At 48.0% G+C, this 13,282-nt stretch carries 7 protein-coding genes and 1 other annotated feature; of the genes, 2 read left to right on the forward strand and 5 right to left on the reverse strand.

Going from position 1 to position 13,282, the window contains the following annotated elements:
- Positions 1–90: 90 nt before the first annotated feature.
- Positions 91–345 (reverse strand) — a binding site (T-box leader).
- Positions 346–475: 130 nt separating this feature from the next.
- The 5 genes from KQI32_RS01975 to KQI32_RS01995 form a co-directional block, all read right to left on the reverse strand.
- A complete protein-coding gene (locus KQI32_RS01975) occupies positions 476–1,234 on the reverse strand; it encodes a hypothetical protein (protein ID WP_216423727.1) in 759 nt (252 codons plus the stop codon).
- Between the two features lie 74 nt (positions 1,235–1,308).
- Positions 1,309–4,122 carry a discoidin domain-containing protein gene (locus KQI32_RS01980; protein WP_216423728.1) on the reverse strand — a complete coding sequence of 938 codons (2,814 nt, stop codon included), beginning with the start codon at positions 4,120–4,122 and terminating at the stop codon, positions 1,309–1,311.
- A gap of 45 nt (positions 4,123–4,167) precedes the next feature.
- Positions 4,168–6,915, reverse strand: coding sequence for a discoidin domain-containing protein (locus tag KQI32_RS01985; protein WP_216423729.1), 2,748 nt, complete (start codon positions 6,913–6,915; stop codon positions 4,168–4,170).
- A 14-nt stretch (positions 6,916–6,929) separates the two neighbouring features.
- Entirely contained in the window at positions 6,930–7,811 is an 882-nt protein-coding gene (locus KQI32_RS01990; RefSeq protein WP_216423730.1) for a carbohydrate ABC transporter permease, read from the reverse strand.
- A gap of 16 nt (positions 7,812–7,827) precedes the next feature.
- Positions 7,828–8,748 (reverse strand): ABC transporter permease subunit, encoded by a 921-nt coding sequence (locus KQI32_RS01995; RefSeq protein WP_308167028.1) that lies wholly within the window; start codon positions 8,746–8,748, stop codon positions 7,828–7,830.
- Between the two features lie 493 nt (positions 8,749–9,241).
- Here KQI32_RS01995 and KQI32_RS02000 point away from each other — a divergent pair, with 493 nt between their 5' ends.
- Together KQI32_RS02000 and KQI32_RS02005 are read left to right on the forward strand one after the other, a co-directional pair.
- Complete coding sequence (locus KQI32_RS02000; protein WP_216423732.1) at positions 9,242–10,888, forward strand: extracellular solute-binding protein; 1,647 nt, start codon at positions 9,242–9,244, stop codon at positions 10,886–10,888.
- 36 nt (positions 10,889–10,924) lie between these two features.
- On the forward strand, positions 10,925–13,270 hold the full coding sequence (locus tag KQI32_RS02005; RefSeq protein ID WP_216423733.1) for an AraC family transcriptional regulator: 2,346 nt from the start codon (positions 10,925–10,927) through the stop codon (positions 13,268–13,270).
- The last annotated feature ends 12 nt before the right edge of the window (positions 13,271–13,282 follow it).

Consider the following 13,282-nt stretch of genomic DNA (forward strand, 5'->3'; position numbering starts at 1 on the left):
CACATCCTCTCTTCTTTTTCTCATTTCCTTCGGAAACTACGAAAGCCTCACCCCGCGTTGTTGCAGATCAAAAAAGCCTTTCGTCCCTCTGTTAGAGACGAAAGGCTTCCCTCTTTCGCGGTACCACTCTAATTCGCATACGGAATATGCGCACTCTGTCAGATACAGGCCTTCTCCCGGCTTATATATCCTCCTGTCTGATAACGGTCAGGCTCCGTCCTCGCCTACTATGTTTCAGCGGGCTGCTCAGAGGTGAGTTTCGATTTCTTCGGCAGCTGTTTCACACCGGCCAACAGCTCTCTGGATACCTCGAAAAATCCTACTATTCCCCGTCAACGCATTTTTCTTTTTCTATATGATATGTCAAAACCATCCCTTTGTCAACCGAATTTCCCGTATTGGCAAAATAAAGGAAAACTTCTTAGAAAAAGAAGCAAAAAACGGGATTTTCTTTTTTCAACGGCTTCCAATTTTTCTATTGGTCTATCTCGTATTTTTCAATGACCCGTGCGGCATATAGATTGACATACAGGCCAATCAGAGACAGCAAAAAAGTTCCGCAGAGAAGATAGATAAGCACGATATTCTGGGTAAAGACCAGCCCGATCAGCAGGCAGCATACCCCCAGGGCCAAGAGATTCTGAGGCAGATTCAAAACCGCCAGAAAGAGCGATTTCTGAATCAGTTTACCGAAGGTCAGCCGGTAACGGATCATCAGCTGGTACAGAAAGAAATGCGCCATGATATCAATCAGCAGAAAAGCGACAATCATCATTTTAAAGCCGGAACCGCCCAGCTGGTGCACAAAATAAAAGCGGACATTGACGACCAGCATATACCCGATGACGCAGTCAACTGCAAAAAGAGCCATAGACTGACGGATGTTTTCCCGCACCGCCTTTGCAAAATCATGAAACAGAAAAACCGGCGTCATTCCCGCATACTGGGCCAGCACATAATGGATTCCAACGGAAAGGGGAGGAATCCCGATGACAGCGATATACAGAATGGCAGCCATATAGTACACGAAGACAAGTCCGTCCGCGGGCTGTATCTCCCTGTAAAAAACCGCGAGCAGGGCGATCAGTGGCAGAGTGATCGCCACCTGAAGCAAATTCAGAACAAACAGTCCCCTGAACTTGCTGAATACAATATCCATGAAGGCAAGAAAAAGATTCTTCTTCTTTTCCTCCTTGGCTACACCTTTTCCCGGCCTGTCAAAATGATAAAACATAACCTTCCTCCCTTCCCTTACAGAGAAAGGGCAGCGCCGCAATGGGTACACTGCGGCTCAGCCCTCTGTCCTGCTTAGAGTATAATATTTACCGTGTTGACGGATTCCTCCCAGCGCACCTCCGCGCCAAGGCTTTCTGAGACAAAGCGGATGGGAACCATGGTTCTGTCCTGAACCAGCTGTGCTTCCACGTCCAGCTCCCTGGTCTCGCCGTTAACCGTCGCAACCTTATTCCCGATGGTCAGCACAATGGTCTTTCCGTTTTTTGTGGCTGTAACTGTCTGGGTGGGATCGTCCCACTCCACCGCAGCACCGAGGCGCTCGAAGATCGCCCGCAGCGGGACAAGGATCCGATCGTTTACCATGACAGGAGCCGTGTCTGTCACCAGGGACATACCGTTGACTGTGATAGGATAGTCGGTTTTGCCAGCTCTGGCGATATAGCCATTCAGATCATTGTTGTAGACCTGCTGGTTGAGTGAATATTCGTCTGTTTTGATACCATAGACTTTATCCAGCGCCTTGACCGCGAACCGAATTCCCAAAAGATGCATGGAATCGGAAGTGAAGTGAGTTCCGTCTATGGTAGAGGTGCCCGCGCTGCTGACCCAATCTGAGTTTGCAACCGCCGAGCCGATGTTCACAATTCTGTCATTGTTTACAATATAGCTGGGCGGATTCATGCTGGCGATGAAAGGAACCTCCTCGGTAACCCCTAACTCGGAGCGAAGCCCTGTCGCAATATTGTTCAGCTTGCCAAGATAATCCTCGGTGTTGGCATCGCCGCAGCCCTGCAGCCAGAAGATTCCTTTCAGGGTTCCCCCTGCGTCAATGGCAGCTTTCGCCCGTTTTACCGCTTCGCCGTACAGATCGTATTCATAGCCGGAATTCTTCTGCCATTTGCCGATGGAGGTTCCTCCTCTGGCGTTGGATACGATGCCGATTCCCACGTCATCGCCCAAAGAGCCAGTCATGGCTCTTGCAAAGGAGCTGGCAAAGTTCAGCCCGTCTATCGCTTCCGTGGTATGCGCAACCACCGTGGAGTACCGGTTAAATCCTTGCATCAGCGCCGGGAATTTGGAGTTTGTGTCCACCCACGGCTGTGCTTTTTCCCATTTTCCGTCACCGTTGAACAGGTAAACGTTATTCAGCTTCACCATCTCCTCCGGCGGCACAATGTCCCTCCCGTTCATGTTGGACTGTCCGATAAACAGGTAGATATGGAATTTATCCTTGCTGTACGGAACGGAATCTACCACCTCCGGTTTGGAAAGGGTAGGTGCAATTTCCTTCTGCGGGACAGCATTGTTCTCATAATTGGGTTTGCCGGAACCATTGTAAACTGAAATTTCACTGATAGACAGCCCTGCCAATGTCTCAGTGACCTTCAGCATCACATATCTCGCGGATACCGCTTCAAAGCTGATCACACCCTCTTTCCCCAGTGCGCCGCCCTCAGCGATCTTTGTCCAGGAGGCCTGGTCATTGGAGGTGTATAATTCATAGCTCTTTATCTTATCGGAATACTCATTCACCCGAATCTGGCTGAAGTTAGCCTGGGCACCCAGATCAAGGATAAAGTGCCCGTACTTTTGCCCCTTGTTTCCGTTGACTTTGAGACGGGTATTTTTGTCTCCATCCACAACGTGTTCCACAGCCGCATCCACCGTACTGTATGCGAAGTCCGTGAATATTTTACAGTTCAAAGCCAGATTGTCACCGGTGACCACTGAGGGCGCCGGGGTTGCGGTCGCAGTAGGTTTGGGAGCCGGTGTGATGACACCCGGCTGGCTTGGATTGTCGATCACTCCGCCGTCCGGATTGTAATAAACCTCAATTTCCTCCAGATAGCCCACCACGGATTTCCCCGGATCCTTCGCGCTTGCGGTGCGCTTCAGCAGGACGCGGACATACCGGGCGTTGACTTTCTCAAAGTTGACGGTGCCGGTGTAATGTGCCTTTTCCCTCTCTGTAGGACAAGCGGGCTGATCGTAACCACTCTCCGCAAGGGAGATCCAGTTGGATTTGCCGTCCTGGGAATAGGAGATGCTGTAGCCGAAAATACGGTTTTCACGGTAGGAATTGTATTCATAGAGATTGATCTGATTAAAGCTGACAACCTCCCCCAGATCAATCACGGCGTTGCTGTTTGCCCTCACCTGCCAAGCGGCGCTGCCGACCGAGATGTTTTTGTCCCCGTCGACGACATACATCTGGTCGCCGGATTCTCTCACCGGGTTTGAGGTAACCGTTTTGTTTGCCGCCAGGTTCGTCTTCGGAGCGGCACTGCCGTATACCTTGTTCTTATTATCGCCGGTGTTTGCCTCATCCTTGGCGATGCTCTCATCCAGATAGACTTCCAGTTCCTCTATGTAGCCGACAACCGATTCTTTCGACGGATCTCTCGCGTCCATTGTCATTTTCACCGTCAGTTTGACATAGCGCGCTTTGGTCTTTTCAAAGGTGATCGTTCCGCTGTAATGGGCATCCACCACATCGTCGGGACATACAAAATGGTTTTCATCCGCCTCGGCGACCTTTGTGAAGCTGCTCCCGTCGGAGGAAACCTCCAGCGTATAGCCGTGAAGCCTTCTGCTCTTGTAGGAGTTGTACTCGTAAACCTTAACCATATTGATTTCTTTTTCTTCGCCGAGATCAACCATGGCATAGCTGTTTTTCCGCATAACGGTAGCTTCTCCGCCGGTCGTAGCATGTGTATTCCCGTCGGTCAGAAATTCTGGATTACTGGCGCTTCCGCTGGCACTGCCTGTCTTGTTCAAAGCCAGGTTTTCCGCTGCCAGCCCTGTGAGCGGCAAAACAGAAAGGCAGGACAGAATCAAGGCGATTGTGAGTAGGGCCGCCAACCCGTTCCTTTTTAACATTTTCATAAAAACCTCCTGTTCTTGTGTATCTGTTTCTTGTAATATATTTTGTTATTGTGTAATTGTTACCGTGTTGGTTGCGCCGTCCCATTGGACGTCCGCGCCGATGTTTTCCGCCAGGAAACGCAGGGGAACCATTGTCCTGTCATTGTGCAGCATTGGAGCTACATCGCAGGTGATCACCTCGCTGTCCACATCGATCTCGTTGTTCCCGATCGTCATAACAATGGTCTTATCGCCCTTGCTGGCAATAACCTGCTCCAGTTCCTCATTCCAGCTCACTTCCATCCCCAGCGCTTCGCAGATAGCGCGGAAAGGCACCAGAAGCCTGTCATTGACAAGAATTGGCTCCACATCCGTGACAAGCGGTTTCTGATTGATCAGAATGGTGTATTCTTCTTTTCCCGCGCCCGCTGTTCCGGAATGAAATATGCGGATCTCAAAAAATGCAGCGGCTTTGTTTTGCTCTGTCTTAGGCACCAGCTTCAGATATCTTGCCTGCACAGGCTGGAATTTTACCGTCTGGTTTCCGCCCGGTCCTCCCGCCGCCTCTGCAGCTTTCTGATAGGCCACGTCATCGTCAGAGATCAGGAGTTCGTAACTTTCAGGAAGACGATTGTAGTCCCAGTCGATTTCAATGGTATCAAAGGTTTTCTTTTCTTTCAGATCGATTTTGAACCACTGTTCCGCAGCGGTGTCCCCCTGCCATTTCGTGGTCGTCGTATTGTCCAGCGCCAGCTGAGCGCTGTCAGAATTGGCGGATGCGGCCGCCTGCCCGCCCAGGGCCAAATTTTCCGCGTCACAATATGCTTCCGCCTCTGTGACCGTCGTCCCGCCGGGAACAACAAATTTCAGATACCTTGCGTTTACAGCGGGAAAAGCGAATATGTCGCCAGTGAAGCTTCCGCTCACTGGCTGATACTGCTGGTTATCGGAAGAATAGAAAACGGTGTACTGCGCGGTGTCCGCTTTCAGAATCGTCCGGTTTACGTTTTTTTCCTCTCCCAGATCCACCGTCAGCCACTGTTCCGCACCGGTGTCCGCTTTCCATGCGGTCTCCAGGCGCCCGTCGTTCAGAAACGCCGCGTTTTCCTGATTGGAGGAGACGTCCGCTTGACGGTTTCGCGCCAGGTTCATCTGATCCCGCATCACCTTCGCCGCACGGATGGCATTTCCCGCCTCAAAAATATACCAGGTCCAGTTTCTGCCTGTCTCCATATATTTTTTACTCATGTTGTACAGCTGCTCGTTTGTTCTCGCTTTATCTCCCATCATGGCAGAAATCACAGAGGTCGCCATCCAGGGGAACTCCGTCTTGCCTACCCGGTAAACACGGTTCGGCTGTTCCGCGCTGAATTTGCTGTACAGATGGATTGCCCGCTCTGAATCGGTAGGCAGAATCTCATAAAGGATCGGGAAAACCTCGCTGACCGAATCGCCGTAAAAAACACTCCAGTCCACCAATCTGGTTTTCGTCGGGACAATATAATAAATATATTCATTCCGGTCTTTCAGCCACATACTCTCCAGCCCCTTGGTGCTCAGCTCCAGCTTCTCCTGATAATAGGCGGTTTTGGCCGGGTCCTTCCAGATATCCCGCTGAAGTTCCACCATATCGGAAAGGGAAGCGTTCACCTGGCAGTTGTCCTGCAGGTATTTTGTCCGATGCCCGTCCTGATTCTTGGCCTCAGCCAGCCCATCCTCCCGCAGGGTTGCGATGGAAGAATCAAAAATCAACTCGATATCCGCTTTCCGCTTGGTGATGAAGTCCAAATCCCCGGTCACTTCATAGAATTTGCGGATCATCATCAAGAAAGTGGATCCCCTGGAGTCGGACGCGGAATACTCATCGGTGGAGCGGTAGTCATTGGGATCCACCGCATTCACTCTTCTGGTATAGATGGTACCGGTCAATCCGTATTTATCAGGCGTCCGGTTGATATGCCCGATATACCAGTCAATCCACTTTTTCACCGCGGCGATATTCTGTTCTTCCGGCACGTCCAGCAAGCCGATACATGCCAACGTGGCAAAATAAGGCTCTATGTTCCACTCGTCTTTTCCGGTGTCAGTATCCCTGGTGAGATTGGCCTTGTTCATGACGATAGCTCCGTCGGTATCCTCTCCGGGATTGTCGATCTGCTGCGCCCGGATCCAATCCGCTTCCTCCTTCATAATCTTGGAGTAGTCCACCATAGCATAACGGCTGGGTTCATCCTGTGTCTGCGCAGGTGCGGCCCCTTCGATCACCTTGCCCTGCTCCTGGGGCTTGGTGTCAAACATCTCGATTTCCTCCACATAGCCGATACCCTTATTCTCATCCCCGCTGGGATCGATGGCGGCCACAACAGTGAAACGGAAAAACCGCGCGGTTACCTTCTCAAACTCTATTTTGGTATAGTAGTGCCCCGGCTTGATCACTGTCTCACAGAGCACATTGTCGGTTCCTTGCGTCTGAATTGTCTCCCAGCTGACACCGTCCTGAGACGCCTGTACTTTATAGCCCCGAAGACGCTGCACCTTATTTCCGTTGAACTCGTACACGTCGATCCGGTTGATTGACTGCTGTGCGCCGAAATCAAATTTTACCCAGGTGTTTTTCCGCACAGTCCAAGCCTCTCCCTGTTTGGAGACACTTTTGTTTCCGTCAATTAGAAACAGGTGATCGTTGGTTGCCCGAAGTGTCAAAGGGGTAAGCTCCGCCTTCGGAGCCAAATTTTCAAAACTGTCCTCCCCGAGAACCGGCAATGCACCCCATATCAGGCAGGCGCACAGCGCCAGGCAGATGATTCTTCTCATAACATTTCTCCTCTCTATCCTTTTACCGCGCCGATCATGACGCCCTTTACAAAATATTTCTGCAGGAAGGGATACAAAAGCAGGATCGGAACCGTCGCCACCATAATGGTCGCATACTGTATAGTCTGAGATATCTGCTCTTTTTCCGCCGCCGAGGAATCCATCAGCATATTGTCCATGCTGTTTGAGATCAGAATCTCCCGCAGGAACAGCTGGAGCGGATACAAATCCCGGTCGGACAGGTAGATCATTGCGTTGAACCAGGAATTCCAATGCCCCACCGCATAATACAGCGTGATAACCGCAATGGAGGGCAGGGTAAGCGGAAAAATAATCTGAAACAGAATCACAAAATCGTTGGCTCCGTCAATCTTGGCCGCTTCCTCGATGCTGTCCGGCAAATTGAAGAATGCGGTTTTCAGGATCATCAGGTTATAGGTGCTGATAACCGTAGGGATAATCAACGCCATTCTGGAATTCAGCAGACCCAAGCTTTTTATCAGCAGGTAGTTTGGAATCAGCCCACCGCTGAAAAACATGGTCACCACAATCATGGTGGTGATCGGCTTGCGCCACATGAAATTCTTTCTGGATATCACATACGCGCCGATAGATGTCATAATGACATTGCAAGCGGTTCCCACAACGACATAGAACAGGGTATTCATATATCCCGTGTAAATATCTTTGTTGGAAAAGACCGCCTTGTACGCGGCGAGGGAAAAACCAACCGGCTTATAGACAATTCCCGTATAGGCCGCGTATTCGTTCGCGTTGCTAAACGACACAAAAACAACATATAAAAAAGGATACAGTGCAATCAGGGTAATCAGCGACAGCAACAGCACATTAAACACGTCGAAGAGCCTTGAAGGCACACTTTTCTTGATAGCCATAATATTCCCCCCATTTCTACCACAAGCTGGATTCGCTGAATTTTCTGCTGAGTGTGTTTGCCGTCACGACAAGAATCAGGTTGATCACCGAGTTGAACAGTCCAACCGCCGTGCTGAAGGAATAGTCCGCATTGATCAGACCTCTCCGGTACACGAAGGAGGAGATCACATCGGCCGTCTCGTACACATTTTCATTGTAGAGAAGAATAACCTTCTCCGCCCCCTGGGACATGAACTTGCCGATATTGAGAATAAAGAGAACGATAATGGTCGGTGCGATGGAGGGCAGCGTCACATGCCAAAACTGCCGGAAACGGTTCGCACCGTCGGTGTATGCCGCCTCATAAAGCGCCGGATCCACACCGGCGAGAGCCGCCAGATAAATGATGGAATCCCATCCGACGCTCTGCCACAGGCTTGTGGTGACATAGATGGGCCGGAACCACTCCGGCTTCAAGAGAAAACTGACCCGTTCCCCCCCGAACATTGCGATAATGTCGTTGATCAGTCCCGACTGGGAGGTGAATTCCACCACCATGCCGCAGACAACCACGACGGATATAAAATGCGGGAGATAGGTGATGGACTGCACGGTCTTTTTAAACCATTTTACCCGCACCTCGTTCAAAAGTAAAGCCAAAATAATGGGAAAAGGAAATCCGAACAGGAGCTGGTAAAAACTCAGAAGCAAAGTGTTGCGGATCGTCCTCCAGGCATAAATGCTGGAGAAAAATTCCTTAAAATGCTTCAGCCCCACCCATTGGCTTCCGAAAATCCCCTTTGATACGTTGAAATCCTGGAAAGCCATTGTAACGCCGTACATGGGAAGATAATGAAATACCACATAGTACGCTACAACGATGATCATCATATAAACGACGATATAGTTTTTGGAATAATCTTTTTTTATCTTGGACCAAAAACTGTCGTCTCTCACTAATAAACTGCTTCCCTTTTCTGTTGTCTTATTCTTATCTCGAAGCATTGTTTCTGTTATGTAGCCGATTGATGCCTACATTCTCCTTTCTCTGTTTTGTCAGCGCCTTATCTATATTTTAATCTTGAGGATGTCAGAAGTAAATCTTCATTTTTTGGAATCCATATTAAAAATATGAAATTTCCTCCCCTCCTTTCCGCTCCAGTGGATTGCTGCCAAATCACCATCACCGTTTTTTATTTTTTAATGATTCATTTTGCAAAATGAATATTTATTTTTTCGACGGTTCATGTTAAGATCTAAAATAAGAAATCTTGATCGAGATATTCATAAAAGCAGGCATGTTTTTCCATTTCTAAAAATAAAAATACATGTCTGTTTTCCGCATCATTTTTATCTGCCGGCGACGAAAGTAAAAATTTGAAGCGGAGGAAAACATAATATTAAATTCCGTTTTTCTCTGTTTACACAACCTTTAAAAAAGGGGGACACAATGAGAAGACATTTATTTTTCAAGAAAGCATGTATTTTCACAGTCATTCTTTCCCTGGCCGTATTATCTTTCGGCGGCTGCAAAGGGGGGGACGATACGGCAGGCACCTTTGACGGTGACGTGAGCTTTCCTTTAAAAGAGCCCGTGACGCTTACCTACTGGGTTCCGTTGGGCGGATCGGTAGGCGTTATAGACGACTTTAGCCAGATGGGCATGTATAAGGAACTGGAAAAAAAGACAAATGTAAAAATTGAGTTTATTCATCCCATTGAAAGCCAGCTCTCTGAGCAGTTCAACATCATGATCGCCTCAGGTACATATCCGGACATTATCGACGGAATGAGTTATTACAGCGGCGGTCTGACCAAAGCTTACAACGACGGCATCATCGTCCGGCTCAATGACCTGATCGACCGCTACGCACCCAACTTAAAAAAAATATATGAAACCTATCCCGCTCTTCTTCCGTATGTACTGGACGAAAACGGGGATCACTTTGTTTTCCCGTCTCTGAAGGGCGGTGCGGTACTCCGCCAGGGGAATGGTCCCATCTTCCGGAAGGACTGGCTTGAAAAGCTGAACTTATCCGTTCCCGAAACCATTGACGACTGGACAAACACGCTGCGCGCATTCAAAAACAACATGAATGCCAAGCGGCCGCTGATCCTCACTACAAAGGATCTGAAAAAGGATATTCTCATAGGGGCTTTCGGCATCAAATACGATTTTTATGTGGACAACGGAAAAGTGAAATACGGTCCCTATGAGCAGAACTATAAAGAGTATTTGAAGCTTCTCAAGCAATGGTATGACGAAGGGCTGCTGGACAAAGAATTCGGTACCCTCAACACCAAAATGATTGATTCGAGCATCTTAAACAATGAGGGCGGCGCCTATATCGGTGTGCTTGGCAACGGACTACAGCGGTATCTAACCCTGACGACCGATCCCTCGTTTGCCCTGCAGCCGGTTCCTTATCCTGTTCTGCACAAGGGCGACAGCCAGACCATAGAAACCCTCGCCAGCATTGTGGGGAGCAAGAACTGTGCGATCACAACAGCCTGCAAAAATCCGGAGATCGCAGCGGCATGGCTCGACTATGCTTACAGCAAAGAGGGAAGCCTGATCTGCAACTTCGGCGTGGAGGGTGAAAGCTACACCATGGAGAACGGCTATCCGACCTTTACAAAGCTTTTAACCAACAATCCGGAGGGAAAACCCTTCTCAACCATGGGCAGAATGTACGCCAGAAGCTTCAGCGTGGGCCCCTTTGTTCTGGATACCCGCTATGGAGAACAGTTCTTCTCCATGGATGTGCAGAAGGAAGCGGTCGATGTGTGGGGAAAATATGCCAAGGAGGCGGAGGAAGCCAGTCACGAGTATCTTGGAACACTGAATCCCGATGAGATCAGCCAGACTACTTCAAAGATGAACCAGATTCAGACCTATGCGGACGAATATTTCATCAAATTTATCCTTGGAAATGCTTCACTGGATGAATTCGACAGGTATCTGGCTGAGATGAAAAATATGAAGATGGATGAAATTCTCGCCGTATACCAACAGGCTTATGACCGATTTATTCAGAAATATCCCAATTACAAAATCCCGTATGATACGGATATCAGCGAGATATATCGGAAATAATGGAAGGAAGTAGCGCATGGGAATGGGGGAAAGGGGATGAAATTAAAAAGGGAAGGCTTGAAAAAACTGAAAAGGAATATTCAAAAGAAGAACAGTATACTGAACTATTTTCTGTTATCGTATATTGTTGTGTTTCTCATACCCGTTTTTATGAATGTCATGGTATATTTTCAGGTCATCCGCGTTGTCAGGAACGAGACGATTGAGAAAAACCAGGTGATATCAAACCAGCTGAAATCAAAGGTGGAGCCTATGCTCATTCAGCTGGAAAAGATCCGAACCCGCATCAACGCCAACAATCTTTATATGGCGACGCCCATCCGGGACAAGGACTTTTCCGACAGCGAGAGGTATGATTACCTCCAGCTGGTGAGCCGGCTCAACGAGGTCATCGTTGACAACGATTTTATCGAAAGCATATACCTGTACCGGAATGACACAAATCTTGCCATGGGGACAAACGGCGTTTTTACCGCCCCTGAGCTTTACCGGAATTATTTTTCCGATACAGATTTAAATTATGAACAGTGGATCCGGCTCTTCCGTGAAAAAAATCGGATCTACTCCCCCTATACCACCCGGACAGTCAACGGCATTCCCGAGGAAGACATCATGTGCGTCCTGCCCATGGAGACAGACATCAGCAACAGCCCGTGGTCCCATCTGGTCATCAACATTTATCAGAACCGTTTCGCCAGCAGCATTGATGGGATCGAAAACATTCACAAAAACAATATTTTTATTCTGGATAAAAACAATAAGGTAATTCTTCTGTCCGGACGCAAGGACAGCATAGACATCAGCTATCAGATGCTGACGGATGAGAAAAAAACGCTCAATATGAAGGTGAACGGTGTGAACAGCATCGTCTCCTTCTGCCAGTCAGACACGAACGACTGGAAGTATGTGATGACGGAGGTGACCTCCTCCTATATGGAGCGTGTCGAGTACCTTCGGAATTTTCTGATCCTCTGCAGCCTGCTTTCCATATTGATAGGCATTTATTTCGTATATAAATTTTCCATGCGGAATTATACAGAAATACGAAGCATTGCGGATTTGTTTCGCCCCGGTGAGGATGACAAGGTTCTTGAATCGGAAAATGAGCTGGCCTACATCAACAAAAGTATCCAGAAAACGCTGTCTCAAAACCAGAAAATCAATGAAATGCTCACCAAAATCAGCTCCGAGACCAAGGATCACTTTTTGATTGAGCTCCTGCGGGGCAAAAAGTACGTGGGCTATTCCGATTCGGAATACGCCGACGAGGTGGCGCTTTATTTTACCAAAGACAATTACCTTGCAGCAGCTATCAATATCGAGAGCTTTGAACACATTTATTTTGATAAATCAGAGTTGGAACTGAAAGCAAAATATAATGATGCGTTTTTTATTATATCCAACGTGTTCAATGACTTTCTGTACAGCTATACCACAATGATAGACGGTATGATGGCCTGTATTATCAATGAGGAAGCAGACGGCGGCGATGACCTGGAAAGGGTTGAAACCATCTGCAACACTGTGCTAGAGACGCTGCGGAAGGACTTTAATATTTGGGTTACCATCTCGCTTGGCAATTTTCACAGGGGAGCCAACGCTATCAAACTGTCTTATGACGAGGCGGTTGCGGCTTTGAATTACAAACTGCTTCTCGGAAAAAACCGTTTGATCCGCTACTATTCCATCCACGACTGCGGCGGGACTTACACCTACACCATCGAAAATGAGCAGATGCTGTTAAACTGCGCAGCAATCGGCGCCTATGCGGAGGCGGAGAGTATCATAAACGATATTTTTGGACGGACTTTTGGAACCCAGACCGTTTCGATTGAAATTGCCAAATGCTTTGTCTTCGACATTGCCAACACGGTCTTAAAAATCATCGGACAATTGGATGAGGAAGGGAAAAAGATTCTCAAAATCGGTAAAAACGATGTGATGAATCAAATTATCCATGCGGATACGATTGAAGAAATGAAAAAAAATACACTTGAAATACTTAAAGCAATCTGCGATTACAATGCGCTTTTGATCAAAGATCAAACCGGAATCCTGGTTTCACAGGTTCAAAACTACATCAACCAAAACTTTAAGAACCAGGATTTGAACGTATCCGATATCGCAAACCAGTTTGAGCTGACCAGCGCTTATATTTCCAAGCTATTTAAGAATACAACATCTGTCAGCATTCTGGATTTCATTCATACAAAAAGAATCTCCTGTGCAAAGGAACTGCTGGAACAGGGAAAAAGTATCGCTGAGACGGCAACGGAGGTTGGCTACAATAACAGCAACGCTTTTATCCGGGTATTCAAGCGTTATGAAAAGATTACACCCGGACAGTACAGCATGAAATATAAGCAAACATCTGAGAAATAAACAAGGGAGGTA

The sequence above is a fragment of the Acetivibrio sp. MSJd-27 genome, assembly GCF_018918095.1.
Lineage (GTDB): Bacteria > Bacillota > Clostridia > UMGS1840 > HGM11507 > HGM11507.

What these genes read in the sequence shown, in the direction of transcription:
- KQI32_RS01990 (WP_216423730.1), bottom strand. Translation starts at nt 7,811, where the DNA reads ATGGCTATCAAGAAAAGTGTGCCTTCAAGGCTCTTCGACGTGTTTAAT.
- KQI32_RS02005 (WP_216423733.1), top strand. Translation starts at nt 10,925, where the DNA reads ATGAAATTAAAAAGGGAAGGCTTGAAAAAACTGAAAAGGAATATTCAA.
- KQI32_RS01980 (WP_216423728.1), bottom strand. Translation starts at nt 4,122, where the DNA reads ATGAAAATGTTAAAAAGGAACGGGTTGGCGGCCCTACTCACAATCGCC.
- KQI32_RS02000 (WP_216423732.1), top strand. Translation starts at nt 9,242, where the DNA reads ATGAGAAGACATTTATTTTTCAAGAAAGCATGTATTTTCACAGTCATT.
- KQI32_RS01975 (WP_216423727.1), bottom strand. Translation starts at nt 1,234, where the DNA reads ATGTTTTATCATTTTGACAGGCCGGGAAAAGGTGTAGCCAAGGAGGAA.
- KQI32_RS01985 (WP_216423729.1), bottom strand. Translation starts at nt 6,915, where the DNA reads ATGAGAAGAATCATCTGCCTGGCGCTGTGCGCCTGCCTGATATGGGGT.